The sequence below is a fragment of the Pectobacterium fontis genome (genome assembly GCF_000803215.1).
Classification (GTDB): domain Bacteria; phylum Pseudomonadota; class Gammaproteobacteria; order Enterobacterales; family Enterobacteriaceae; genus Pectobacterium; species Pectobacterium fontis.
Map to the genome: position 1 here is coordinate 18,524 of NZ_JSXC01000026.1, position 26,035 is coordinate 44,558.

At 53.1% G+C, this 26,035-nt stretch carries 21 protein-coding genes and 1 riboswitch; of the genes, 10 read left to right on the plus strand and 11 right to left on the minus strand.

Features of this window, described 5'->3' with window-relative positions:
• The first annotated feature begins 19 nt into the window (after positions 1-19).
• The 5 genes from OI69_RS08460 (at position 20) to cysM (ending at position 7,458) form a co-directional block, all read left to right on the plus strand.
• Positions 20-2,791 (plus strand): M16 family metallopeptidase, encoded by a 2,772-nt coding sequence (locus OI69_RS08460; RefSeq protein ID WP_039348694.1) that lies wholly within the window; start codon positions 20-22, stop codon positions 2,789-2,791.
• Entirely contained in the window at positions 2,788-4,461 is a 1,674-nt protein-coding gene (locus OI69_RS08465) for an ABC transporter ATP-binding protein/permease (protein ID WP_039348697.1), read from the plus strand. The genes OI69_RS08460 and OI69_RS08465 overlap by 4 nt, the downstream gene beginning before the upstream one ends.
• 253 nt (positions 4,462-4,714) lie before the next feature.
• Positions 4,715-5,314 (plus strand): RpoE-regulated lipoprotein, encoded by a 600-nt coding sequence (locus tag OI69_RS08470; protein ID WP_039348700.1) that lies wholly within the window; start codon positions 4,715-4,717, stop codon positions 5,312-5,314.
• A 167-nt stretch (positions 5,315-5,481) separates the two neighbouring features.
• Positions 5,482-6,381: a Dyp-type peroxidase gene (locus OI69_RS08475; protein ID WP_039348702.1), complete on the plus strand. Its 900-nt coding sequence runs from the start codon at positions 5,482-5,484 to the stop codon at positions 6,379-6,381.
• 195 nt (positions 6,382-6,576) lie between these two features.
• Positions 6,577-7,458: a cysteine synthase CysM gene (gene cysM, locus OI69_RS08480; RefSeq protein WP_039348889.1), complete on the plus strand. Its 882-nt coding sequence runs from the start codon at positions 6,577-6,579 to the stop codon at positions 7,456-7,458.
• A 39-nt stretch (positions 7,459-7,497) separates the two neighbouring features.
• Here the strand turns inward: cysM and OI69_RS08485 are convergent, their stop codons facing one another.
• Positions 7,498-9,450 carry a MacB family efflux pump subunit gene (locus OI69_RS08485; RefSeq protein WP_039348704.1) on the minus strand — a complete coding sequence of 651 codons (1,953 nt, stop codon included), beginning with the start codon at positions 9,448-9,450 and terminating at the stop codon, positions 7,498-7,500.
• Positions 9,451-9,453: 3 nt separating this feature from the next.
• The gene (locus tag OI69_RS08490) at positions 9,454-10,650 is read right to left on the minus strand and encodes an efflux RND transporter periplasmic adaptor subunit (RefSeq protein WP_039348707.1); all 1,197 of its coding nucleotides are present in this window, start codon (positions 10,648-10,650) and stop codon (positions 9,454-9,456) included.
• Positions 10,651-10,897: 247 nt separating this feature from the next.
• On the opposite strand from OI69_RS08490, the gene OI69_RS08495 reads away from it, so the two are divergent.
• Both OI69_RS08495 and OI69_RS08500 read left to right on the plus strand, forming a co-directional pair.
• Positions 10,898-11,578, plus strand: a complete 681-nt coding sequence (locus OI69_RS08495) for a response regulator transcription factor (RefSeq protein WP_039348715.1) — start codon at positions 10,898-10,900, stop codon at positions 11,576-11,578.
• On the plus strand, positions 11,578-12,945 hold the full coding sequence (locus OI69_RS08500) for an ATP-binding protein (RefSeq protein ID WP_039348718.1): 1,368 nt from the start codon (positions 11,578-11,580) through the stop codon (positions 12,943-12,945). Before OI69_RS08495 ends, OI69_RS08500 begins: the two co-directional genes overlap by 1 nt.
• Positions 12,946-13,009: 64 nt before the next feature.
• Here OI69_RS08500 and crr read toward each other — a convergent pair whose 3' ends face one another.
• The 5 genes from crr to cysZ all read right to left on the minus strand — a co-directional run bounded on the left by crr (position 13,010) and on the right by cysZ (position 18,093).
• Entirely contained in the window at positions 13,010-13,519 is a 510-nt protein-coding gene (crr, locus tag OI69_RS08505; protein WP_039348721.1) for a PTS glucose transporter subunit IIA, read from the minus strand.
• Positions 13,520-13,668: 149 nt separating this feature from the next.
• A complete protein-coding gene (ptsI, locus tag OI69_RS08510) occupies positions 13,669-15,396 on the minus strand; it encodes a phosphoenolpyruvate-protein phosphotransferase PtsI (RefSeq protein ID WP_039348724.1) in 1,728 nt (575 codons plus the stop codon).
• A gap of 46 nt (positions 15,397-15,442) precedes the next feature.
• Positions 15,443-15,700, minus strand: coding sequence for a phosphocarrier protein Hpr (gene ptsH, locus OI69_RS08515; protein ID WP_005971891.1), 258 nt, complete (start codon positions 15,698-15,700; stop codon positions 15,443-15,445).
• Positions 15,701-16,132: 432 nt separating this feature from the next.
• Positions 16,133-17,101, minus strand: coding sequence for a cysteine synthase A (cysK, locus tag OI69_RS08520; RefSeq protein ID WP_039348726.1), 969 nt, complete (start codon positions 17,099-17,101; stop codon positions 16,133-16,135).
• A 161-nt stretch (positions 17,102-17,262) separates the two neighbouring features.
• Positions 17,263-18,093 (minus strand): sulfate transporter CysZ, encoded by an 831-nt coding sequence (gene cysZ / locus OI69_RS08525; RefSeq protein WP_039348729.1) that lies wholly within the window; start codon positions 18,091-18,093, stop codon positions 17,263-17,265.
• Positions 18,094-18,296: 203 nt separating this feature from the next.
• On the opposite strand from cysZ, the gene zipA reads away from it, so the two are divergent.
• Both zipA and yjeH read left to right on the plus strand, forming a co-directional pair.
• Positions 18,297-19,277, plus strand: coding sequence for a cell division protein ZipA (zipA, locus tag OI69_RS08530; RefSeq protein WP_200886913.1), 981 nt, complete (start codon positions 18,297-18,299; stop codon positions 19,275-19,277).
• Positions 19,278-19,385: 108 nt separating this feature from the next.
• Positions 19,386-20,639, plus strand: coding sequence for an L-methionine/branched-chain amino acid transporter (gene yjeH, locus OI69_RS08535; RefSeq protein WP_039348730.1), 1,254 nt, complete (start codon positions 19,386-19,388; stop codon positions 20,637-20,639).
• A 100-nt stretch (positions 20,640-20,739) separates the two neighbouring features.
• Here yjeH and ubiK read toward each other — a convergent pair whose 3' ends face one another.
• Positions 20,740-21,033: a ubiquinone biosynthesis accessory factor UbiK gene (gene ubiK / locus OI69_RS08540; RefSeq protein WP_039348733.1), complete on the minus strand. Its 294-nt coding sequence runs from the start codon at positions 21,031-21,033 to the stop codon at positions 20,740-20,742.
• 187 nt (positions 21,034-21,220) lie between these two features.
• Positions 21,221-21,397: riboswitch (FMN riboswitch) on the plus strand.
• 127 nt (positions 21,398-21,524) lie between these two features.
• On the opposite strand from ubiK, the gene ribB reads away from it, so the two are divergent.
• On the plus strand, positions 21,525-22,178 hold the full coding sequence (ribB, locus tag OI69_RS08545; RefSeq protein ID WP_039348737.1) for a 3,4-dihydroxy-2-butanone-4-phosphate synthase: 654 nt from the start codon (positions 21,525-21,527) through the stop codon (positions 22,176-22,178).
• A gap of 71 nt (positions 22,179-22,249) precedes the next feature.
• Here the strand turns inward: ribB and tehB are convergent, their stop codons facing one another.
• The 3 genes from tehB to norV form a co-directional block, all read right to left on the minus strand.
• Complete coding sequence (gene tehB, locus OI69_RS08550; protein ID WP_039348740.1) at positions 22,250-23,110, minus strand: SAM-dependent methyltransferase TehB; 861 nt, start codon at positions 23,108-23,110, stop codon at positions 22,250-22,252.
• A 117-nt stretch (positions 23,111-23,227) separates the two neighbouring features.
• On the minus strand, positions 23,228-24,364 hold the full coding sequence (norW, locus tag OI69_RS08555) for an NADH:flavorubredoxin reductase NorW (protein ID WP_039348743.1): 1,137 nt from the start codon (positions 24,362-24,364) through the stop codon (positions 23,228-23,230).
• 10 nt (positions 24,365-24,374) lie between these two features.
• Positions 24,375-25,886 (minus strand): anaerobic nitric oxide reductase flavorubredoxin, encoded by a 1,512-nt coding sequence (gene norV, locus OI69_RS08560; protein ID WP_039348747.1) that lies wholly within the window; start codon positions 25,884-25,886, stop codon positions 24,375-24,377.
• Between the last annotated feature and the right edge of the window lie 149 nt (positions 25,887-26,035).

A 26,035-nucleotide genomic window follows, 5' to 3' on the forward strand; every position in this document is an offset into this window, starting at 1 on the left:
AAAAGAATAAAGGGCAGTGATGAAAAAGAAAATTATATTCTGGCTAATGGGGGGGATTTATCTCTTAGCCGGAAGTGTTATCAGCCAGGCTGAAGAAATAAAAAGTCCGTTACCGGTTATTAAAGAAGGGACGCTGGCAAATGGACTGCGCTACACCCTTGTGCCGCTGGAAGGGCAGAAAACGCGCGTCGATATTCGCCTGATTGTCGATGTTGGTTCGATTGATGAGCAAGACCACGAATCTGGCGTGGCGCATATGGTCGAACATATGGTGTTCCGCGCCAGCGAGGCATTTCCTCACGGTGTGAGTACGGAACTGCACAAGCAAGGGTGGGGACGCGGGCAGAGCTACAATGCGATGACCAACTACGAGCGCACCCAGTATATGATGAGCCCGCCGAAAGGGAATCGCGATCTGGGAACGGCCTTGCAGGCGTTGAGTCAGATGACGGGGCACGCCACACTGCGACAAAGCGATCTTGATGACGAACGCAAAATCATTCTGGAAGAGTGGCGTGGCAAGCTGGGTGTAGCGGAGCGGATGAATCAGCAGCGGGTACAGGCGATTCGCCATGATTCCCGCTATCCTTCCCGCCCGGTGATTGGCACTGAATCGTCGATTAACGGCACGCCAGCCCGCGTACTACAGGATTTCTATCAGCGTTGGTATCAGCCGTCGAACATGCGTTTGATGATCATCGGCGATATCACGCCAGCGGAGGCGGAACGCGACATTCAACGCTATTTTGCACCATTGCCAAATGTTGCCGTGCCAGCCCGTGATTACTATGAGCCGATGCTGAAACCGCAGATCAACGTCGCACGTTTGCAGGATAGTGAAAGCGGTAGTAGTCAGGTGTCGTTTGTCTACCGTTTCAATGACAAAGAGACTTTTGGCCAACCCGATTTCCGTCACCGCTTGCTGACACAGATGACGTTAACCACATTGACGCGTCAGGTGCGTCGGCAGAAAGCGGAACTGCCGCAAGACGCCAGCAGTCTGGTGGTGCGTAAGTCGGATATCGGTAAAACCACCGCCGCGTTGGGCTTTTTCGCTAATGTCATGCCGGGAGGCCATGACGTCGCGCTGTCTGCGGTACTGAAAGAAATTGAGCGGTTAAAACGCTATCCGTTAAACGAGCAGGACATCGCGGCGGTTGCCTCTGATATTCGTGAAGCCGCGCAGCGTATGAGCGATACCCCTGAAACCCGTGAGTTTGCGGATTGGGTACAGCAGTTAACCGTGGCGTGGCAGCAAGATCGCCCCTATGTGGGTAGCCAGCAGCGGGGTAAAGATGCGCTGAAAGCGCTGGACACCATCACTGCGCAAGACGTCAACCGCCATTTGCAACGCTGGTTAGTGTCTCCCGATACGCTGGTGCAGTTTAGCGTACCGGGCGCGACGCCGTTCACCTTGCCGAAGCCGGGGGCGATTCGTCAGTTACAGACGCAGTGGGCCGCCGCGACGCTGGCACCGTTACAGGTAGAAAAACAAAACGTTATCCCTGAGCTTCCTGCCGTGACGCAAAGCGGGAAACGGACGGCAATGACGGTTTTTGCCGCCCAAAAGGTAGAGCAGTGGCAGTTGAGTAATGGCGATCGCGTCGTATGGCTGCGTGCGCCGGAAGCGGGTAAAAGAGTGTATCTCACGGCGACGAGCCAGGCCGGATTCATGGCGGCGTCGCTGAATCCGTGGCAGGCACAGTTGGCGAGCCAACTGGTAAACCAGAGTGGGCCAGCAACCTGGAGTGGGGAAGCGCTAACTCACTGGAAGAAAGATAAATCCCTGTCATTGAACATCGATCAGGAAGCGGATCAATTGACCGTGGGCGGGAATGCTCCGATTGAACAACTGGCAAATTTGCTGGGGCTATACCGTGCGCTGAATATCGCGCCTGGTATCGATCCCGATGTGATGAAAGAGAGCATGATGAGTCTGGCGCGTCAGAAGGCCAATGACGATCGGTCCGTCGGTGGAAAACGTGCTGATGACATCACGACACTGCGCTTTGGTGGGCCAATCTGGCCGCAGCCAGAAATGGCGGAGCTAAAGAAAATCTCAGCGCCAGCGCTGCTGTCACAGTGGCATAAGGCGGCGGCTGCCCCCGTCACCTACTATCTGATCGCGGATATGCCTGCTGCACAGTTGTTGCCGTCGGTTGAACGTTATTTGGCGACGATCCCACGTCAGCCTGCCAGAGATGTAAAACCCCCTCTGGCGCTAGCGGGGAAACGTGAGGCGACAGCGGCTATCAATATCGAACCACGCGCCGATATCCGCACATGGAGCTTCACGCCGTATGTGTGGACGCCGCAAGCCGCTGTGCAGGTGAGTGTCGCCCGCGATATTGCCAATAAATATCTCAAGACGCGCCTGCGTGATGATGCGCTGGGTATTTACCGTATGCGTGTCGAGAGCGAGCTGGAAGATAAAAAACAGCGGATTGAAACAGAAGTGAGTTTCACCAGCGCGCCAGCGCGTGCGCAAGAGCTATGGGCGTTGGCAGAGCAGGTTTTTGCTGAGTTACCGTCCAACATTACCCAGCAGGATGTCGATGAGCAGAAAATGAAGTTCATTCAGGCGGAAAAACGGCGTCAGGGTGATATCACCACGATACAGCGCCGTTTGCTCCTGAGCTATCGTCACTATGACGATCCCCGCTACCTGAGTCGTGTCTCTACACTGGCTGACAGCATCACGCTGGAAGGTGTGCGAGCCATGTCGGCGACGCTGTATAACCCGGAGAACCGGGTGCTTTACATCACCTTGCCGCAAGAGGTGCAAGAGTGAAGAAGGTCATAGCGCAATTTGTCGATCTCTGCCGTCCCTTTTGGGGCGGTAAACGCAGTTGGCAGGCGTGGCTCCTATTGCTCGTGGCGATATCGATGGGGGGAGTGATTGTCTATCTTAATGTGTTGTTAAACGAGTGGAGTAAAACGTTTTATGATGCCTTAGGGGCATTTGACAGCCGTTTGTTGCTTTCTCTGATGAAAGAATACGGCGTTTTCATCCTGCTCTATATCGGGGCGATCGTCTATCAGGAGTGGTTTACCAAACTGCTGATTATCCGCTGGCGCAGTGCGTTAACCGCTGAACTGGTTGATAGCTGGCTGGCGAAACGGGCATTTTATCGCATGTCGGTGGCAGGCAAAATTGATAACCCCGACCAGCGTATCGCCGAAGATATCAACCTTTTCGTCGACAAAGCCGTGAGTCTGGTCGTCGAATTTTTGATCGTGACGGCCAGATTATTTTCTTTCGTCGTTATCTTGTGGGGGCTATCGGGCGTGCAGCGCGTGACGCTGTTTGGTGAAGAATGGGTGATTAAAGGCTATCTGGTCTGGGTTGTGGTTTTGTATACGCTGATCGGCAGTTTAATCACGCATGTGGTCGGAAAACGCCTGCACGATATTAATTACGAGAAGCAAAAAGCCGAGGCCGATTTCCGTGCCGCGTTGCTGCGTAAGCATGATAACGCCGAGCAAATCGCGCTGTATGGCGGTGAGGCGCAGGAGAAAACACAGCTTCAACGCCATTTCTCGGCCATCGTGTCGAACTGGCGACGCTTCATGAATGCCGAACGTAATTTGGGCTTTTTCACCACGGGCTATATGCGTGTGAGCCAGATTGTGCCGATCTTTGCTGCCTTGCCTGCCTTCCTGAATAAAACGGTGACGCTGGGCGGCCTCATGCAGATTCGTGGGGCATTTGCGCAGGTTCATGGGGCGCTGAGCTGGTTTATCCATAAGTATAAGGAGTTGGTGATTTTATCCGCCAGTATGGCGCGTCTCAGTCAGTTCAAAGCGGAAATCAAACGTCATCAGTCGGAAGAAGCCGATGTGCCAGTCGGGCAGCGTTTACGCATTGAGCAACTCTCCTTTACCACCCCGCAGGGTGCTCCACTATTGCAAAATGTCGATCTGAGCTGTGAAGCGGGTAGCTGGAGTCAATTTTCTGGCCGCAGCGGGCTGGGGAAATCAACGCTGTTGCGTACGTTAAGCGGCCTGTGGCCGTATTACCATGGCCGTTGGCAGTCGCTTGAAGGGCATAGCCTGCTGCTGCCGCAGCAAAGCTATCTAGGGCAGGGGACGCTGGCAGAGATCCTTTGTTATCCCCATCCGCCGTTGGCTGACACCGAGATGCTACGTCAAACGCTGGATAGCGTGGGGTTGGGGGCATGGCGGGATCGACTGGATGCGCAACTAAACTGGGATCGGGTGTTTTCCGGCGGTGAGCGTCAACGTGTCGCTTTTGCCCGCGCGCTGATTGCCAAACCCGATACGCTTTATCTGGATGAAGCGACCAGCAATCTCGATCATGATGCTGCCAGACAGCTTCTGGCGCTGGTCAAGCTGGCATTGCCGATGTGTACCGTGGTGGCAGTTACGCATCAAACGGAGCTGGACGATTTGTTCCCGCACCGTTATGACTTAACGGATTTCGCCTCGCCGCGCAGTTGATATTGCCCGTAGGCTTCCCGATTGCTGGGAGGTCTACGGTTCTGATTGGCAGCCAGCCGTTGGCTGCTCACATGCATTCCCGACGAATTTGTCCTTATTTTGTCGCCTTCCTGAAACTCGCATTATTTAGGGTATAATCCCCCGCAGGATTATCCCGTCTTTTACGGCACTTTTCGTCGCTCGCAGACTCCAACTCACCAGCTTGCCAGGGGGGCTGACGACGGAAACCGTTCAATTTTGAGGAGTATATACCATGAATTTTCGCCCGTTGGGGTTATCGCTGGTGCTGGGTGTACCGCTGTTGCTGAGTGGATGTAGCGCGCTTTCTCATTTCTCCTGGTCCAGTCTATCGCCGTTTAACTGGTTTGGCAGTGCATTACAGGTCACGGAAGCGGGCGTTGGGGGCATCAATGCGGGTACACCGCTGTCCGAGGGGGCGCTACGAAGCGCATTGGAAGGGGATTATCAACTGCGTAGCGGTATGGGCACTTCCAATGGTCAATTGGTGGCGTTTTATCAGGCGCTGGATGGTAACGCGGTGAAGATGATCATCAGCGGCCAGCCGAAGGGCAGCGTGCGTAAAGTTGAGGTCATGGATCCGGCGATTGCCAGCGAGGGCGGGGTGAAAATGGGTGATGCGTTTGGCAATACCTACACCAAAGCATTCGATGTCTGCCAACTGGGGCAAGGCGATGACGCTCAGAGCGTTGAATGTGCTGCACCGCAGAGTAGCCACATCAGCTATATCTATTCCGGTGAGTGGAGTGGCCCGGAAGGGTTGATGCCGTCTGACGATATTCTGAAAACCTGGAAAGTGAGTAAAATCGTGTGGCACGCGCAGGCGCGAAACTAATTTAAAGGACGAGTTTGTTTTTAAGCAAGGTAGAAGCCAAGTGGCTTCCGGTATGATTACAAATAGGGGGCGGCCATGGTCGGTATCGATCATGGCAGTCATTCGCCACGATCACAGCAGTAAACCTATAACAACAAAAGAAAAAATCGACGTTTGAGGAAGCAGAAATGACACCAATTCAAAGCGGTATTTTGTTGGAACACCGCCGTTTTGCCATTTTTATGGAAGCCATGGTTCAGGGAGAATTTGATGCTATCCGGCAGGGATGCAAAAAATTCTGTCAGACATTACAAGATTTGCAGCAGCAGCACCCTGATGCCGGATTAGGCGCGGTACTGGCGTTTGGCAACGATGTCTGGCGCGATCTGGACTGCCATCACGGTGCGGCGGAACTGAAGCCGTTTACGCCATTGGGCAACGGGCTTGCACCTGCCACGCAGCGCGATCTGCTGATCCATATTCAATCGCTTCGCCACGATGTCAATTTCACGTTGGCTCAGGCTGCATTAGCCGCGTTTGGTGGTGCGATTCGTATTGAGGAAGAGACGCACGGTTTTCGCTGGGTGGACGATCGCGATCTCAGCGGTTTCGTGGACGGTACGGAAAACCCGCAAGGGGATGCCCGTCACGCCGTGGCGATTATCCCGGAAGGCCAGCCGGATGCCGGCGGCAGCTACGTGTTCACCCAACGTTGGGAACACAATCTAAGGCAGTTGCAGCGTTTTAGTGTGGAGCAACAAGAGCAAATGATTGGCCGCACGAAGCAGGACAATGAAGAACTGTCGTCCGATCAGCGCCCTGTCACGTCACATCTCAGCCGTGTGGATTTAAAGGAAGACGGCAAGGGGCTGAAGATCCTGCGTCAGAGCCTGCCTTATGGCACCGCCAGCGGGAAGAACGGGCTTTATTTCGTCGCTTACTGTGCACGTCTGCATAACATCGAGCAGCAGTTACTGAGCATGTTCGGCGATCGTGACGGTAAACGTGATGAGATGCTGCGCTTTACGCGTGCTGTCAGCGGCAGCTACTTCTTTGCGCCGTCTCTGGATCAGCTTTTGTCGCTGTAAGGGCTGACTGGTTTTCCTGATGTCTGCCGCTGTGCAGGCATCAGTTCTTTCTGCTTTTTCGCTGCCGCGAGCGCGATTGCCTCGGTCGTGTGAGTTCCGTATACCGCGAATTCACCATCATAGGTTTGTCAGCAACGCCAATTTTATCTATTTTATCGTTCACTCGAGTGAGTAAGACTTTTTAGGATGCAACGTGTGACAACGCTTGAGCATTGTATTGGCAATACCCCGCTGGTGAAATTGCAACGTGTGACGCAGGGGCTGACCAGTGAAATTTGGCTGAAGCTGGAAGGAAATAACCCTGCCGGATCGGTCAAAGATCGGGCGGCACTTTCGATGATCTTGCAGGCGGAGAATCGCGGTGATATTCGCCCCGGCGATCGGCTGATTGAGGCGACCAGCGGCAATACCGGTATTGCGCTGGCGATGATTGCCGCGGTAAAAGGTTATCGGCTGCGTCTGCTGATGCCGGACAATATGAGCGATGAACGTCAGGCCGTGATGCGTGCGTATGGCGCCGAACTGGTGTTGGTCAACCGCAAGCTGGGAATGGAAGGCGCGCGGGATAGGGCGCAGCAGATGGTGCAGGCGGGAGAGGGCAAGATGCTCGATCAGTTCAATAACCCGGACAATTCGCTGGCGCACTTTCTCACGACCGGCCCGGAGATCTGGCAGCAGACGGCGGGCAAGTTGACCCATTTTGTCTCCAGTATGGGAACGACCGGCACGATTTCCGGCGTCAGCCGCTATCTGAAGCAGCAGAATCCGGCAATCTGTACGGTCGGGCTACAGCCTGCTCAGGGCAGCCATATTCCCGGTATTCGTCGCTGGACGCCCGATTATATGCCAGGTATTTTCCGCGCCGATCTGGTCGATCGTATTCTGGATATGACGCAGGTTGATGCCGAGAATACGCTGCGGAAACTGGCGCGTCAGGAGGGCATATTTTGCGGTGTGAGTACCGGCGGTGCGGTGGCTGGTGCTCTGCGGATTGCGGCGGAAAACCCCGGCAGCGTGATTGTGGCGATAGCCTGCGATCGCGGCGATCGGTATCTATCCACCGGGGTATTTAACTAACGGTTCACGCCTTACCGATATTGGTAAAGCGTAAAAGGGCTATTCCCGCTCCAGCGCATGAATCGGTTCCATTCGCGCCGCGCGACGGGCAGGGAAGAAGCCAAAGAGAATGCCGATCAGGCTGGAGCACAGGAATGCGGCGATAATCGAGGAACTGGAATAGATCATCGCGAAAGCGCTGTGGAACTGCGCGAACAGTACGCCGATAGCCAGCGACAGCCCCACACCGATTATGCCGCCGAACAGGCAGACCAGCACGGCCTCGATCAGAAACTGCTGCATGATGTCGCTGGTGCGTGCGCCGACCGCCATCCGCACGCCAATCTCTCGCGTACGCTCCGTGACGGACACCAGCATAATATTCATCACTCCGATACCGCCGACCAGCAGCGAAATCAGCGCGATCATCGATACCAGCAGCGTGAGCGTGGTGGTGGTTTTCTCGATCATCTGACGGATGCTATCGGTGTTCATGATGAAGAAATCTTTCGTACCGTGCCGCTGCGTGAGCAACGCGGTGATGCTTTTCTCGGCGACGTTCATATCAATCGTGTCTTTCACCCGCACCGTGATACTTCTTAGATAGGACTGCCCGACCATGCGCTTCATGACGGTGGTGTACGGCATCCAGACATTCAGATTTTCATCGCTGCCGAAGCCGCCCTGATTCTTGCTGACGACGCCGATAATCCGCACGGGCAGCGAGCCTAGCAGAATCACTTGCCCAATCGGGTCTTCGCCGTGGGGAAAGAGCTTGTTAAGCGTATTGTTGTCAATCACCGCATCCTGCGTCAGTTCATCGACACTGCTGCGAGGGAAAAGCACGCCGCGTTGCAGGGTATAGCCGCGCACGGTGAAGAACTGCTCGCCAACGCCAGAAACGCTGGCGGAAACGGCAATATTGCCATAGCGCATCGTGACGCTGGTAGCGATAGAGGGCGTGACGCTATGCACGTAGGGCTGCTGCGTCAGCGGCTGAATATCGCTGGCTCGTAACGTTTGGATAGCGCTGGCATCCATGTCGCCGAAGTCTTTGCCGGGGAAAATGTCCAGCGTGCTGGTGCCCATCGAGTTGATATCGGCGAGCACTTGCTCCTGTGAGCCTTTGCCCAGCGCAACCACTGAGACAACCGAGGCGATGCCGATGATAATGCCCAGCATGGTCAGAAAGGTACGCATTCGCTGGGCGTTCATCGCCAGTAGCGCCATTTTAAACGCATCAATAAAGCGGTCTCTGAACTGGTTCAGCGCCGAGGTTGCCGGAGAGCCTGAGGTTTCAAGCGACGGCGTGGTGACCTCTTCGGGGCGCGTTTGTCGATCGGCAATCACTTCGCCATCTCGCAGTTCGACGATGCGCTGTGCGTGCTCGGCGATTGTCATATCGTGAGTGACGATAATCACGGTGTTGCCCTGTTGGTGCAGATCGCGCAGGATGCTCAGCACGTCGTTGCCGCTGTGAGTGTCCAGCGCACCGGTCGGTTCATCCGCCAGAATAATGCCCCCGCCGTTCATCAGCGCACGGGCGATACTCACGCGCTGCTGCTGGCCGCCGGAAAGCTGGCTGGGGCGATGGTGGAGGCGATTTTCCAGTCCCAATCGGGTTAACAACTCCGTTGCCCGCTGACGGCGCGCGAGTCGGCTCTTTCCCGCATAAATCGCGGGTACTTCGACATTCCCCAGCGCGCTGAGGTCGCCCAGCAGATGATAGCGCTGGAAAATAAAACCAAAATGCTCGCGACGCAGTTCTGCCAACTGGTCGTTGTTCAACTTGCCCACGGCGCGTCCCGCCACCTGATAATCACCGGTGGAGGGGGTATCCAGACAGCCGAGAATGTTCATCAGCGTGGATTTGCCCGATCCTGAGGCCCCGACAATCGCCACCATTTCTCCCTGATTGATGGTCAGGTTGAGGTCCTTGAGGACGGTGACCTCCTGCTCGCCGTTGGAAAAACGCCGGGTAATGCTTGTCAGCTTAAGTAAGGATGTAGACATGCGTTACATCCCCATCGGGGGGGCGGGATGTGTAGAGGCGGCATCGCGTGATGGCGGGGTGACGACGACCAGCTCCCCGACGCTCAACCCCGAACGAATCTGAGTGCGCACGTTATCGTTGACACCCAGCGTCACCAGCCGCGATTCAACTTTCTTGTTCGCATTCAGCACCTGCACGTACCACATGCCATCGCGTGAGGTTAATGCGGTGGCTGGAATGACAATGGCATTTTTCACCGAAGACAGCAGAATATTCACCTGTGCCGTCATGGATATACGCAATACGCCATCGGGGTTTTTCACATCGAACTGACCGTTGTAATAGATCGCTGTGCTGGAGGCTGAATTGGTGCTGCTTGCACTGGATGACGTCGTCGTTGAGTCCGTGTTGATGGAGTCTGGCGCAGGTTCAATCGAACTCAGCGTGGCTTCATAACGCTTATTGGGTTCGCCCAGAATACTGAACCACACGGGCATACCGATTTTTACCTTAACGACATCAGCTTCTGAGATTTTTACCTTGATGGTCATGGTGTCCAGATTGGCGACTTTGGCAATAGTCGGTGTCGTCTGGATCGCATTCACCGTCTGACCTGCCTCAACGGGAATCGCCACGACGGTGCCATCCATGGGGGCGCGAATTTGCGTGTATCCCAGATTAACCTTGGCAGTATTAACGGCGATCTGCGCCTGAGCGATCTGAGCGTCCAGCGCGTCGATATTGGCTCGGGTGGCGTCGAGCGTGGCTTTCGCACTATCATAATCCGCCTGCGCGCCAACGCCACGTTTCATCAACATTTGCTGACGTTGCCAGCCTAATTCGTTATTACGCCATTCCGCCTGTTTGGCGGCGCGCTGAGCCAGAACATTTTTCAGCGCCGCTTCGCTATTCTTTAATGTGTCCTGCTGGGTGAGATCATCGATTTCGGCGATCAATTGCCCTGTTTTCACTTTATCGCCAAGTTTGACGTGCAGCGCTTTGATTTGTCCTGAAGCTTGTGAGCCGATGCTGACCTGTTTCTGTGCCTCAATGTTGCCGTCAGCGAGTACGGTCTGTTCGAGATTGGCAATCTCTGCGGCGGTGGTCATCGCATTTGGTGCAGGCGATGGTTTGTTGAAAAACAAATACGTCAATACAACAATGGCGATAAGTCCAAGCGCGATAGCCGTACGGCGTCGTGTAAAAAATCGAGGTTGCATGAGGGGAAATCGTCCTTAAGGAATACATCTGAACGGGCGTAAATAACGCAGGTGAGTAATTTACCCCGAGTCTGTAAAGGTAGCGGTAATCTTTGCTGCAAGAAATGGTAAGGATTCAGTAAATCTGGCTGCGAATATTAACGTTAGGCCTGAGAATACAGCATCTATACTCGCCATACGTTAAACCACATGTGGATTTTCCCGTAGCGGTAATGTCTTGGATATACCCGATTAATGAGGACTGGGCATGAATATTTTACTGGTCGATGATGACGTAGAATTGGGCGATATGCTCTGTGAGTATCTGAATGCGGAAGGGTTTTCAACATCCCGCGTGCTGACGGGCAAAGAGGGTGTCGATGGTGCGGTGTCGGGGGATTATACCGCGATAATCTTGGACGTTATGTTACCAGACATGAGTGGGATTGACGTGCTGCGCCAGATACGAAAAACCCAACAACTGCCCATCATTATGCTGACGGCGCGAGGCGACAATATCGACCGGGTTATCGGTCTGGAAATGGGCGCGGATGACTATATGCCTAAACCGTGTTATCCGCGTGAACTGGTGGCAAGGCTGCGGGCGGTGTTACGTCGCTATGACGATCAGCCGAGTACAAAACGGGACGAAAGTCTGGCGGCCAGCGGCGATCTGGTATTGAACCCGGCAACGCGTATCAGTGAATGGCGCGGAACGCCGTTTGATTTGACGGCCTCTGAATTTAATTTGCTGGAGCTGTTACTGCGTTTCCCTGAGCGGGTGGTATCAAAAGATGAACTGTCCGAAAAATGCCTGGGGCGTCGCCGTGAAGCCTATGATCGCAGCGTGGATGTACACATCAGCAATATTCGTCAGAAGCTCGCGGCATTACCGGGTAATGCGATGACGATTGAAACCGTGCGTAGTGTCGGATACCGGGTTCGCTGATGATGATGCGTGGCAGGCTTTTCTGGAAAATATTACTGGGGTTCTGGCTGACGTTCCTCGTGATGTCCCAACTGCTGTGGCTGGCTTTTTCTTTTGACGGCGAGCGTCATAAGCCGCTGGAAGAGATCGTGGTGTCGCGCATGGCGACGCTGCAAACGGAGATAGTGGCTGCGGCGCTACAACACGGTGGCATGGGGGAACTGAACGATGTGATGTCGCTGTTGCCGCAAAAGGAACAGCAATATATTTCCATTACCGAATCATTGTTGCCGCTGTCGGAGCAGGCATTGGTTTCTGCCCCGCAAAATACCTTGCTTGATGATGCTTTTATACCGGATAAACCCGGCGCACCGCGTGCCACTTATGTGATCAAGCAGGTCAGTGGTCCTGCCGGAAAGTGGTATCAGATACGTTACAACGCCGAACTGCTGCGCAGCGAGTTCCGTCCTCCTCGTCCGGTCGAGTTTCTTAACGTGCCCATGCCGTTTGTTATCATCGCGGGGCTGGGGGGATTGCTGTTTAGTTCGGTGCTGGCATGGAGTTTGGCACGTCCGTTGAATCAGATCCGTGCCGGTTTTGATCAGGTTGCGCAAGGGGATCTGAAGGTGCGCCTGCTGCCGGTGATGCGTAAACGTCATGATGAAATTAGCGATGTCGCGCGCGATTTTGATTCCATGGTTGAACGGCTGGATAGTCTGGCCAGTGCGCGTGAACAGTTGCTGCATGATGTCTCGCATGAGCTACGCTCCCCTTTGGCGCGTTTGCAGCTCGCTATCGGGTTGATCAGGCAAAACCCGGACAATATAGAGAATTCCTTGCAGCGTATCGAGCGTGAAGCACTGCTGATGGATAAGATGATTGGTGAACTGCTGACGCTATCGCGCACAGAGCATTCTGGCATTGAGGAAGCCTATTTTGATTTGCTGGGGCTGGTGACGGCCGTGGTGAACGACGCGCGCTATGAAGCACAGCTTACTGGCGTTGAAATCCTGCTTGCGGCGGATGAGGACGAAGACTATACCGTCAAAGGCAATGCGGAACTGATGCGCAGGGCGGTCGATAATGTGATGCGCAACGCGCTACGTTTTTCAGCCCGCAAACAGCAGGTTACCGTGTCGCTTACTGGCAATGAGCAGGAATGGATGATTCAGGTCGCCGATCAGGGACCTGGCGTAGAGAAAAGTAAGCTCTCCAGCATTTTCGATCCTTTCATTCGCGTTGATTCACCGCTGTCCGGCAAGGGCTATGGATTGGGACTGGCGATTGCCCGTAAAGTTGTGCTGGCGCATGGTGGGCATATTGAGGCTGATAATCGCGAACCGTGCGGATTAGTGATTCGCCTGTGCGTACCGCGCTGGAAGGCCTGAAACGAAAACGGCACCATCCTGGTGCCGTTTCGTGCAAACGTAGTAAACCATCCGTAAGAAAGGCTTACTTTTTGATACGGATAACCGGTGTTTCACCGACAACAACCGTACCACTCAGTTTGGTCAATTCCTTGATTTCATCCATGTTGGAAATAACCACTGGTGTCAGAGTAGACTTCGCTTTTTCTTCCAGCAGAGCCAGGTCAAACTCGATAACGAGATCGCCTTTCTTCACGCGCTGGCCTTCTTCGGCGATACGCTTGAAGCCTTCGCCTTTCAATTCAACGGTATCAATACCAAAGTGCACAAACAGCTCAATGCCGCTGTCAGACTCGATGGAAAACGCATGGTTGGTTTCAAAAATTTTACCGATAGTGCCGTCTACCGGTGCGACGATTTTATTACCCGTTGGTTTGATGGCAATGCCGTCGCCGACGATTTTCTCTGCAAACACGACATCGGGAACATCTTCAATATTGACGATTTCGCCGGACAGCGGGGCAATGATTTCGATGCTGCCAGCGTCTTTTTTGTCGTCAGAAACCAGAGATTTTAATTTATCGAACAAACCCATGATTCTCTCCTAAGCATTAATATTGGGCCAGCGTATACCCTAATCTTTCAAGTCGGTGTGGCATTAGCTTTCTTCGCTCCCCCGACTGCGACGATATCGCCTGTCGGGGATGCTGATTGCCACCTTGAAACCTATTAGGTAAAGCAGAATCAGCAGAGCGTTTTTTCTTTAATAAAGCGGCTCACCAAATTGCTTAACTCTTGTGCTGTCGGTTGAGCGAGTGCCTGCTCCGCCAGCGCCTTCGCATCTTCGTAATTCGCATTACGGATGATTTTCTTGATGCTCGGGATAGAGATCGCACTCATGCTGAATTCGTCCAGACCCATTCCCAATAACAGTAGTGTAGCACGTTCGTCACCGGCGAGCTCACCACACATCCCTGTCCACTTGCCTTCGGCGTGGGACGCGTCAATAACCTGTTTAATCAGGGTCAGGACGGCAGGGGACATCGGGTTATAGAGATGAGAAATCAGCTCATTACCACGATCAACAGCAAGAGTATACTGGGTTAAGTCGTTTGTCCCAATACTAAAGAAGTCGACTTCTTTGGCTAAATGTGGCGCGATGGCAGCAGCGGCTGGCGTTTCTACCATCACACCGACTTCAATGCTTTCGTCAAAGGCTTTACCTTCGTCTCTCAACTGCGCTTTCAGCATTTCCAGTTCGGCTTTCAGCTCACGCACTTCTTCCACGGAAATAATCATCGGGAACATGATGCGCAGTTTGCCAAAGCTGGATGCGCGCAGAATAGCACGCAACTGGGCGTGCAGGATTTCTTTACGATCCAGACAGATACGGATAGCACGCCAGCCAAGGAACGGGTTCTCTTCCTTCGGCAGGTTCATGTAAGGCAGATCTTTGTCGCCGCCGATATCCATGGTACGGACGATAACCGCCTGAGCGCCAACGGCTTCGGCCACCGCCTTATACGCCTGGAACTGCTCTTCTTCGGTAGGCAGCGAATCACGATCCATAAACAGGAACTCGGTACGATACAGGCCGACGCCTTCTGCACCATTACGCTCAGCGCCTGCGACATCACGCACGGTGCCGATGTTGGCGCAGACCTCAACCTGATGACCATCCAGCGTGATAGCGGGGAGATCTTTCAATTTCGCCAGTTCATGCTTTTCAGCGTTGTACTGCTGCTGAATGGCTTTTAATTCTTCAATTTTTTCTGTGGTCGGGTTCTGATAGATCTGGTTGTTTACGGCATCCAGAATCAGATAGTCACCGTTTTTGACTTGTTGCGTCACATTGGTCGTGCCGACGATCGCAGGCAGTTCCAGTGAGCGAGCCATAATGGACGTGTGAGATGTGCGGCCACCGAGATCGGTAATGAAACCTAACACTTTATCCAGATTTAACTGCGCGGTTTCTGACGGCGTCAGATCCGTGGCGACCAGAATGACTTCATCCTGAATATCACCCAGATCGACAATAGTCATATTGAGAATGTTTCTTAGCAAACGTTTCCCAATATCGCGCATGTCTGCTGCGCGCTCTTTCAGATATTCATCATCAAGTTCTTCCAAGGCTTTGGCTTGGTTTTCAATGACGGAAAACGCAGCGGCGTCGGCTGAAGCATGTTCATCTTTAATCAGGGCTATGATTTCCTGCTCGAACTCTTCATCTTCCAGCAACATGATGTGCCCTTCGAAGATGGCTTCTTTCTCTGCGCCCAGCGTCTCACCCGCTTTCTTCTTGATCGCTTCCAACTGTGCGGATGCTTTGGAACGGCCAGTCAGAAAACGTTCAATTTCCTGTTCCACCTGATCCGCAGAGATTTTTTTCCGGTTGATGATAATCTCATCTTCTTTCAGTAACAGTGCCTTACCAAAAGCAATCCCCGGTGATACTAATATGCCTGAAATCATAACCCTACCTTACTCGATTCTGATGTTCACTAAAAAGACCCGTTGCTTACTCGAGCTCGGCCATCAGCTTAACCAGATGTTCAACTGCTTTTTGTTCGTCTTCGCCTTCCGCAGCGATAGTAACCACAGTTCCTTGTGTTAAGCCGAGTGTTTGTAATTTGAACAGGCTCTTGGCGCTAGCGCTCTTGCCGTTGGACGTCACAGTGATTTCTGAAGTGAAGCCTTTCGCTTCTTTGACGAACTGAGCAGCGGGACGAGTGTGCAGGCCATTCGGTGCGGTGATAGTCACTTCTTGCTGGAACATGCTTTTTCCCCAACTTATGGATTAGATTAATGTTGTGGAACTAAAGTTTAGTCGATTCACTAAACTTTAGCCTGTTTGGTTAGCTCCTGATCTATGTTACAGGGGCGAACCACGATGCGACAAGAAAACCGTCAAAGGTATTTCCTGAATAAAATACCATCAAACACCGCAGATCCCGCCACCCATTATCTTAACCTCGGTCGCAAAACGGCGATGTGGGCTATTATGCGCAGGACAAAAAAAATCTGATGAGACGCGGTATGTGCCGGATATTAATTTCACGCATCAAAATAATTGTTCGGTTAAATACTAAACCTGATGCAGAAAAGCAATCCGTATGTGGTGGAAAGTTTGAACTGTGCCACAAAAAAGCACCTAAATAGGTGCTTTTTTAACACATCGCTCGCTTTTTGTACGAGCACGGGCGGGAAGTTATTGTTGCAGTTCCTGCTCGGTAAACAGGTCGGCAAAGAGTGCCGTGCTGAGGTAGCGCTCGCCAGAAGAAGGCAGAATCACAACGATAGTTTTTCCTTCAAATTCTTTTTCTTTGAGCAAATTCAGCGCGGCAGCAACGGCGGCACCGGAAGAAATACCCGCCAGAATGCCTTCTTCTTCCATCAAACGGCGTGCGGTACTGATCGCTTCTTCATTGGTAACTTTTTCTACGCGGTCAATCAGTTTCAGATCCAGGTTACCCGGAATAAAACCCGCACCAATGCCCTGAATCTTATGTGGACCCGGTTTTAGCTCTTCCCCAGCCAGTGCCTGAGTGATCACCGGTGAATCGGTTGGTTCAACCGCCACGCTGATGATGGCCTTGCCTTTGGTGTTTTTGATGTAGCGGCTAACGCCAGTCAGCGTACCGCCTGTACCCACGCCAGAGATAAAGACATCAACTTGACCGTCCGTATCTTCCCAGATTTCAGGGCCGGTGGTTTTTTCGTGAATCTCTGGGTTAGCTGGGTTGCTGAATTGCTGTAACAGCAGATAGCGGCTTGGATCGCTGGCGACAATCTCTTCGGCCTTGGCGATCGCGCCCTTCATGCCTTTGGCACCTTCGGTCAGTACCAGATTGGCACCCAGCGCTTTCAGCAGTTTACGGCGCTCGATGCTCATGGTTTCAGGCATGGTCAGCGTGAGTTTATAACCGCGAGCGGCGGCGACATAAGCCAAGGCAATCCCGGTGTTTCCGCTAGTAGGCTCGACCAGCTCAATCCCCGGTTTGAGAACGCCGCGCTTTTCTGCATCCCAAATCAGGTTGGAGCCGATACGGCATTTTACGCTAAAGCTAGGGTTGCGGGATTCCACTTTAGCCAGAATGCGTCCGTTGCCGATACGGTTCAGGCGAACCAACGGCGTATGGCCGATTGTGAAAGAATTGTCTTCGTAGATCTTGCTCATAGCCTGTCCTTATAACTGTATGAAATTTTTGCGAACATAGAGAGAATACCCGTTCAGACTTTTCAGTGAAGTAAAGAATTGCTATATCGTTATGTTCTTAAGAAATATCTTTTCATTACAATAGACAGCACTGGCTGTGATGAGCCAGTGCGCATCACTTTTTATGGCGCTTTTTTCGGTAATGTGGCGGATAAATCCCGATAACGATCCACCCATAGCTGCGTTGCGCCACACACCGCGACGGGCATGATGACCAGATTCAAAAAAGGCACCAGCGTAAACAGGCTGACCAGTGCGCCAAACTGCATATTGTCGACCTTGTGGCGACGTAATGCCTGCCGCATCGTCGCAAATCCCACTTTGTGGTTATCAAAAGGATAATCGCAATACTGGATGGCCAGCATCCAGGCACTGAACAGGAACCACAAAAGTGGGGCGACAGTCTGCCCGATGCCGGGAACGAAATAGAGCAGCAGTAGCACAATCGCGCGGGGTAAATAGTACGCCAGTTTTTGAACCTCCCGTTTCATGATTCGCGGGATGTCTTTGGCGATATCCAGTATGCCGCTGTCTGGCGGTGTTTGCCCCGTTAATCTGGCTTCTAGCTGCTCTGACAATAAGCCATTAAACGGCGCGGCAATAAAGTTAGCGAGAGTGCTGAATAGGTAGCTGAAGACCAGTAAGATGGAGAGTACGGCGAGTGGCCAAATGAGGTAGCTGAGCCATTGCAGCCAGTCTGGAATATGGCCCATAATCTGAGGGATCCAGTCATTCAGTTGGGTGAAAAGCCACCAAAAAGCGCCGCCCATCAGCATGATATTCACGAGTAAAGGAAAAATAACAAAACGCCGGATGCCAGGCAGTGAGATCAGGCGCCATCCGGAAAGAAAATAGTATATGCCGTTGCGGGTCTGTTCTCTGGTATGACCGTAAGCGGTTTTTTCGGAAGAGGATGGTTTTTCTGAAGACATAGTGCCGATATACTCAGTCATTTATTTGTCAGGGCATCATATCGGGATGATCTTATGCTGACTAGTCCATGTTTGCATGAAAAAGCAGCAAGAAAGTGCGTTGTATCTATCTTTATTGTCATAAAGTCGCGTGCAGACTTGCACTTGTGTACTCAGGCAAATAGAGTTAGTAGTATAAGTATTTGCCGTGGTGGCAATGTATTGTTCGAACAATTGGGATAGCAATGATGCAGGACTTGCGTCTGATATTAATCGTTGTTGGCGCGATCGCTATAATAGCGCTTTTACTGCACGGCTTGTGGACCAGCCGGAAAGAACGCTCGTCCCTTTTTCGTGACCGCCCCGTTAAGCGTGCAAAGAAAGCGCGTGGTGAAACGTCGCTTGACGATCTGGATGAAGGGGTTGGCGAGGTTCGCGTGAAGGGGGCTCGTCCACAGCAGAATGAGCCTTCGTTTGACAACGCTTCATTTGATAACCACTACAGCCCATCGGAAGAGCGTCGCCCAGAGGCAAGATCGCCGTTTGAGCAGATGTCCCCTGTCTCTTCTTACGACCCTTTATTGGATGACGCTACGCCGTTGGATTCTCCGCGTGCGCCAGTGCGTGACGCGGCTAACCCGCAGGTGGTCGCCCCCAGAGAAGCTCCTGTTTCTGAGCCGAGTATTGGCGTTCCGCGTGAATCGTTTGCGCAGCCGCAGCCTGTTGCGCACTCGCTGCATGAGAAAGTTCAGCCTGCGCCTGCCCAGCCTCAGCAACCGACTGAACCTGTCGAGCCTGTTGCGGCAAAAGAAGCGGTTCTGGTTCTACATGTCGTGGCGCATCAGGGCGGTGTCATCGGGGGTGAACTGTTGTTACAAAGCCTGCTTCAGGCTGGTTTCCAGTTTGGTGAAATGAACATTTTCCATCGTCATGTGAACCCCGCTGGCGCTGGCCCTGTGTTGTTCAGTCTGGCGAATATGGTCAAACCCGGTTCGTTTAATGTGGACGCGATGTCCGAATTTTCAACGCCCGGCGTGTCCATTTTCATGATGGTGCCGTCTTATGGTGATGCCAGTCAGAACTTTAAGTTGATGCTACAGTCTGCGCAGCGTATTGCTGACGATGTTGGCGGTGTGGTGCAGGATGATGAGCGCCGCATGATGACGCCGCAGAAGGTTGAATCCTACAAAGCCCGCATTCGTGATGTGCTGAAAGCCAACGCTTGATAGCATAACGTTTGTGAATGTGGTTGGTGAAAAAGCCTCCGTTAATGGAGGCTTTTTTATTTCTTCCAATCGGTCATGATATGAAAAGGCAAGAAAAGGTGACGCGTTGTGAGTGAAGCAAAAGGATTAAAACAAGAGCTTGGCCTGATTCAGGGCGTTGGTCTGCTTTCTACCTCGCTGTTGGGTACTGGCGTGTTTGCGGTCCCCGCGCTAATCGCACAGTTGGCACAGCAAGACAGCCTGTGGGCATGGCCGATTCTGATCCTGTTTGTTTTTCCTATCGCCATCGGCTTTGCCGCACTGGGGCAGCACTTTCCTCATGCGGGCGGAGCCGCGCACTTTGTTAATCTGGCTTTTGGGCCGCGTATGGCGCGTGTTACCAGTTGGCTATTCCTGTCTGTGATTCCTCTGGGGCTACCCGCGGCGTTGCAGATTGCCGCGGGGTTCTGGCAGGCGGCCTTTGGCTGGAGCGATTTGGGATTGCTCTGCGTACAACTGTTGACGCTGGGCGGTATCTGGCTGCTAGGGCTGCGCAGTGCCGGGTCTAGCGCCAACATTCAGATCATTATTGCGATGTTGGTCGTCGGGTTGGTTATCGCGATTTGGTGGCAGGGCGAGATCACTCCCGTGCACATTCCCTGGCCCTCGGTGAGTGAACTGTCATGGTCTAACACCTTCGGGGCGCTGGCGGTGATGTTCTGGTGCTTTGTCGGCCTTGAAGCCTTTGCCCACATGGCGACGGAGTTTCGGGTGCCGGAGCGGGATTTCCCACGGGCTTTACTCATCGGCATGCTGGTCGCGGGGGCGGTGTATTGGGGATGCACGGTGGCCGTCTTGCATTTTAAGGCTTATGGCGAAGGGATTGCCGCCACGGCGTCCCTGCCGGGTATTGTGGTGCAATTGTTTGGTCAGCACGCGCTGTGGATCGCCTGTTTTGTCGGATATCTGGCCTGCTTTGCCAGCGTGAATATCTACACGCAGGGTTTTGCTCGTTTAGTGTGGTCACAGGCACCGAAAGGGAGCGCCTTGGCGACGCTGTCTACAGGGCAAGCCCCTGTGAATGCGCTGTCGATTGTGGTGGTGTGCTGTCTGGTGTGTTGCCTGTTGATTTACTGGCTCAAGCTACCGCTGGATATGCTGATTGTGTACGCGAACGGCATCTTTGTTCTGATTTATCTGCTGTGTATGCTGGCAGGATGGCGTTTGCTGAAAGGACGCGCCAGAGTGATGGCGGCAATCGGTGGACTGCTTTGCTGCGCGCTGTTGCTGATGATCGGCTGGAAATCACTGTACGCACTCATCATGCTGGCTGTGCTATGGCTGTTCTTGCCACGCAGGCAGGTCGAGTTGGTTTCCCTGTGAAATTTGTTCATGAAGTTCGCACTTCTGTGAGCGGTTGCGGCTGTGTTGGGAATCGGGCAACGCCCTGGATGGGGCGTTGCAGTGTGATAATGATGAATTGTTATGATGATGATGCATCGTTTTCCGGCACGGCGGCGGGCTTTTCTTCCGCAGACAATGTCGCTTCCAGTTCGGTCAGACGCTGTTCCAGACGGGCAATCTTCTCGCGCGTGCGGAGCAGAACCTGCGTCTGAATATCGAACTCTTCACGGTTCACCAAATCCAGTCGGGTCAGTTGGGCTTGCAAGACCTGACGAATTTTTTTCTCCACATCATCACCCAATTCCCGGATACCTTTTGGCATGGATTCATGCACTTGACGGGCGATTTGCTCAATCTTCTTTGGGTCAATCATGTCGCTTTCCTGATTAGGTTATCTAAGGTAACTACTATAGCAATAGCAAGTGTAATGCCTATAAGCGAAGTCTGACACCTGCTTTGCACATATTCAGCATAATTTTGCCGTAATCTCGCCTACGTTTTGCCCTATTTCCTGCGGCGGATCAATTGCTCTGTCGAGGTATTAGCGTTATAGTAAATCCGCTTATTCTCAGGGCGGGGTGTAATTCCCCACCGGCGGTAAACCAGTGTACATACTGGAAGCCCGCGAGCGCTCACGCTGTGTTTTTGACACTGGTTGTCGATTTCGCAACGTGGGGTCAGCAGATCCGGTGTAATTCCGGGGCCGACGGTTATAGTCCGGATGGGAGAGAGTAACGGTATCTGTCGAGCTACATGCTCGCTCGCGTTATTTTTGTTAACTCTGGCTATGCAACCAGTAGCCGTAGTTACTCCTCAAGCTCGCCCTGATTCTGGTAATCCATAATAACATTGAGGTTTTTTACCATGAATCAGACATTACTTTCTGAATTTGGCACTCCTACCGAACGCGTAGAACGCGCACTTGATGCATTGCGTCATGGTCGCGGCGTGCTGGTACTGGACGATGAAGATCGTGAAAACGAAGGTGACATGATCTTTTCCGCTGAACACATGACCGTCGAACAAATGGCGCTGACGATTCGTCACGGCAGTGGCATTGTGTGCCTGTGCGTGACCGAAGAACGTCGTCAGCAGTTGGAACTGCCGATGATGGTGGAGAAGAACTCCAGCCATTATCAAACGGCGTTTACCGTGACGATCGAAGCGGCTGAAGGGGTGACGACCGGGGTTTCCGCGTCTGATCGCCTGACCACCATTCGTGCTGCGATAGCTGATAACGCCAGGCCGAGCGATCTGAATCGCCCTGGTCACATCTTCCCACTGCGTGCCCAGCCGGGTGGCGTATTAACGCGCGGGGGGCATACTGAAGCGACGGTGGATCTGATGACGCTGGCAGGTCTGAAGCCGTCTGGCGTACTGTGTGAGCTGACGAACGATGATGGCTCGATGGCGCACGCGCCGGAAGTGATCGCGTTTGCAAAACAGCACGACATGCCGGTGCTGACGATTGAAGATCTGGTGGCTTACCGCGTGGCGGCAGAGCGCAAAGCCAGTTGAATCACACGTCTAGCGCACACAAAAAGGGCCGATTAGTCGGCCCTTTTTGATTTTTAACGGTTGGTCTGCGCTTATGGTTTCCTTGCCAGCAGCGTGGCGAAGCGGAGTTTGATGCGATTACCCTGCGCATCTGTCTTGTGCAACTCGCCCATATCCTCGTTGTATTTGAGGATCTCCCACTCGGCGTAGTAGTTTTTCAGTTCGCCTTCTTTAAACGTAAACGAGAAGGGCATCGGGCATGGGCAATCCTCCGTAGACATGGCGGCGATAATCAGGTTATAGCCGCCGTCAACAGTGCTCTCCTGCATATTTCGGATGATGTGCGGGATACGGTCACGCTCCAGAAACATCAACACGACGGTCGACAGGATAAAGTCGTACTGCTCTTTGATCTCTGCCAGATTGATGTTGTAAACGCCCGCCCGGATGTTTTCCAGCGCTTCGCTCTTGATGATGTTATTCAGTGAATCAATGCTTTGCTCGTGCTTATCACAGGCAGTCACATCAAACCCGCGCAGGTTCAGGTACAGCGCGTTGCGTCCTCCACCGCAGCCTAAATCCAGCGTTTTTCCTGGTTTGATGTATTGCACTGCGTTGATGACTTCGGAATGGGTACGCGTCAGACCGTATTTTTTATGATAGAAATCTTCTGCTGAGCAGAAAAAGCTGAGCTGGCATTCAAGATCGTCCGAGAAGGAAACGATACGGTGCCATGCCTGCGGCTCAACAAACGGTGGCTGATGCTGTTCGGAGAAGTGGAATGTCTCCAGCGTTTCGCCATCTTCGGTCAGCATGGAAAAGGTCAATTCTCCTTGCAACACGGTCAGTTTTGCCCAGGTGCCTTCCTGCGTGTTGTGCTTTTCCTGAAACGCGGCAGGCAGCGTTTGGCTGTTCCACTGCGGCATTTTCTTATAACAAATGAGATCTTGCATCGTTACCTCAGTCTGTGAATTCTCAAAGCGATGGCTGTATTCTATTAAGCTGCACGCAGGCTGACCAGAAATATGTATTTTAAATGCATTATTTATTTTGCCGTATCAGGCGATGCTTTAACCCACGGTGGAAAGCTGGCGCAACAGCGGAAAGGCGTCTTTCATTCGCTCACCGCCGACCACAAAAGCACGCAGCCTTTGCTGACCATCCAGCGCCTTAGCCACCATACCCTGTTCGTTCCATTCCTGCTGCCAGTACAAGTTGCTACCTGATGTATCGCCTGCCATCTGTAACGGAAACAGCGGCGTCTTGATTTTCACCAGCATCGGCGGCAGCGTCAGCGCTTCGCTGGCGCCCAGCAGGTTCTTGGCCAGCGCCATGGCGCTGAGCTGAATCGGCTGTAGGAAAGGCCGAAGTTTGCCGCCCATTTCCGCACAGTCACCCAACGCATAAATTTGCGGATCGGAGGTCTGTAGTTGCGCACAGGTCTGGATGCCTTTCTGCACCGTTAGCCCTGCTGCCTTCGCCAGTTGAGTGTTGGCCTGCAAACCAATCGCACAGAGAGTTTCGTCGACTTCGACTGTGCTGCCATCGGCAAATACGATCTGCATCCCGGTTGTCGTTTTCTCCAGTTGCTGCACGCTCGTGTTCAGTCGCAGTGACACGCCCTGCTGCGTCAGCGTGAATTGCAGGCGGGCGCTGACTTCAGGCGGCATCAAGGCAGACAGAATGCTGTTGGCGCAGTCAACCAGCGTGACCTGTTTTCCGGCGCGGCTCAGATCCATCGCCAATTCGGTGCCAATGAGTCCGGCACCGAGCACCAGTACACGTTTTGCCTGCCAGAGCCGGTCTTCATAAGCGCGGTATTCCTGCTGGCTATTGAGCGTCAGCATGTATTCGCGCCCCGGAATCGGCGGCACGATAGCACTGGCTCCGGTTGCGAACACCAGCTTGTGGTAATCGTAACGATCCGTGCCGCAGACGACCTGTTGCGTATTACGGTCAATCGCGGTGACGCGGGTGTTTGCCAGCAGCGTAATACGGTTTTCTTCGGCAAATGCGGCAGCCGACATGTTAGTCAGATCGTCGGCGTGCTGTTGCTGACTCATCACATGGCTCAAATCCGGTTTGTTGTATTCATCGCCGCTGTCGGCGGTGATCAAGCGAATAGGGCAGTGGGCGTCCAGCTTGCGCAATTGGCGGATGAGCTGGCGGGCGGCAAAGCCCGCGCCAATAATCACGATATCTTTCATCCCGATCTCCTTAGCGCACAGGGTTAAAAACGTCTTTACCCAGCCCGCATTCAGGGCAGAGAAAACTGTCGGGGATGTCCGACCACGGGGTGCCAGGGGTGACATCCTGCATCGGCTCGCCAAGCGCGGGATCGTAGATCCACTGGCAGACGCTGCACTGCATACAGCCGCTTTCTGACGGTATCGCGGGCTGTGCTGCTGACTGTGGCGCAACGACTTCACTGCATCCGCAGGTGCTTTCGGCGGGGGCGCTCACCGGTTGCGGTGCGGTGGTGGCCTGTGTGGCTGGCGATATCACGCGCCGGGCAGGTGTCTCATCCAGCGGATGCAGCGCCCACTGGCGGGCGATTTCGCGACCGTGTTCGCGGCAAATTGCCAGCGCGGAACCGTCAGGGCGCCACTTGGTTTTCAGTGCCAGCGTGGTTTCAAAACCGGCATCCATCAGGCGAGTTTGAATACGGTCGACCGCACCGCCGTTCCAGCCGTAGCTACCGAACGCGGAGGCTTTCTTGTTCTGGAAACGCAGGCCGGTGATCTCTTCCAGCATGGCCGCGACCTTCGGCATCATCACGTTATTCATGGTAGATGAACCGACTAACACGCCTTTGGAACGGAAAACCTGCGTCAGAATTTCGTTCTTGTCGTGGCGGGCGACGTTGTAGATTTTCACCGCGACGCCGGGATCGACATCGTTGATACCTTGCGCAATAGCGTCGGCCATCATGCGGGTATTATTCGACATGGTGTCATAAAACAGCGTGATGCGATCTTCCTGATAGCTATCCGCCCACTTCAGATACAGGTGGATGATTTGAGCCGGATCGTCGCGCCAGACCACACCGTGAGAGGTCGCTACCATCGACAGCGGCAGGTTGAAGCCCAGCACTTCGTGGATCTTGGCGGTCACTAAACGGCTGAACGGCGTCAGAATGTTGGCGAAATAGCGCTGGCACTGCTCGAACAGTTCCGTCTGATCGACTTCGTCATTAAACAGGTGTTCATCGCAGTAGTGCTGACCGAACGCATCGTTACTGAACAGTACAGCATCCTCGGTCATGTAGGTCATCATACTGTCTGGCCAGTGCAGCATCGGCGTTTCGATAAAGATCAACTGCTTGCCGTTGCCGATATCCAGTGTATCGCCGGTTTTGACCGTGTGGAAATTCCACTCGGGGTGATGGTGATGACCGGTAATAGAATCGATCGCATTATGAGTACAATAAATTGGCGTGTTGGGAATACGCGCCATCAGCTCGCTTAGCGCACCCGCGTGATCCTCTTCGGCGTGGTTGATCACGATGTAATCGATTGTGTTCAGATCCACTTCCGCCATCAGGTTCTGCACAAAGTCGCGGCTAAATTTGTGATCGACGGTGTCGATCAGGACGGTTTTTTCTTCGCGGATCAGATAGCTGTTGTAGCTGCTGCCTTGCAGCGTTTTGTACTCCGTGCCGTGAAAATCACGCACTTCCCAGTCGCGTTGTCCAACCCAGTGGATATTGTTCTTAACGTGAATCGCCATGTTCTGAAACCTCAATAGTCTTTTACGGGAAATATGCTGTAGAGATTGCAGGAAGCGTGCCATTTTTTAATATATTGATTTTAATGGTTTTAATAAATCATGATTGTCAAAATGACATGATTTATATATTGTCTTAATGACATTGCCTC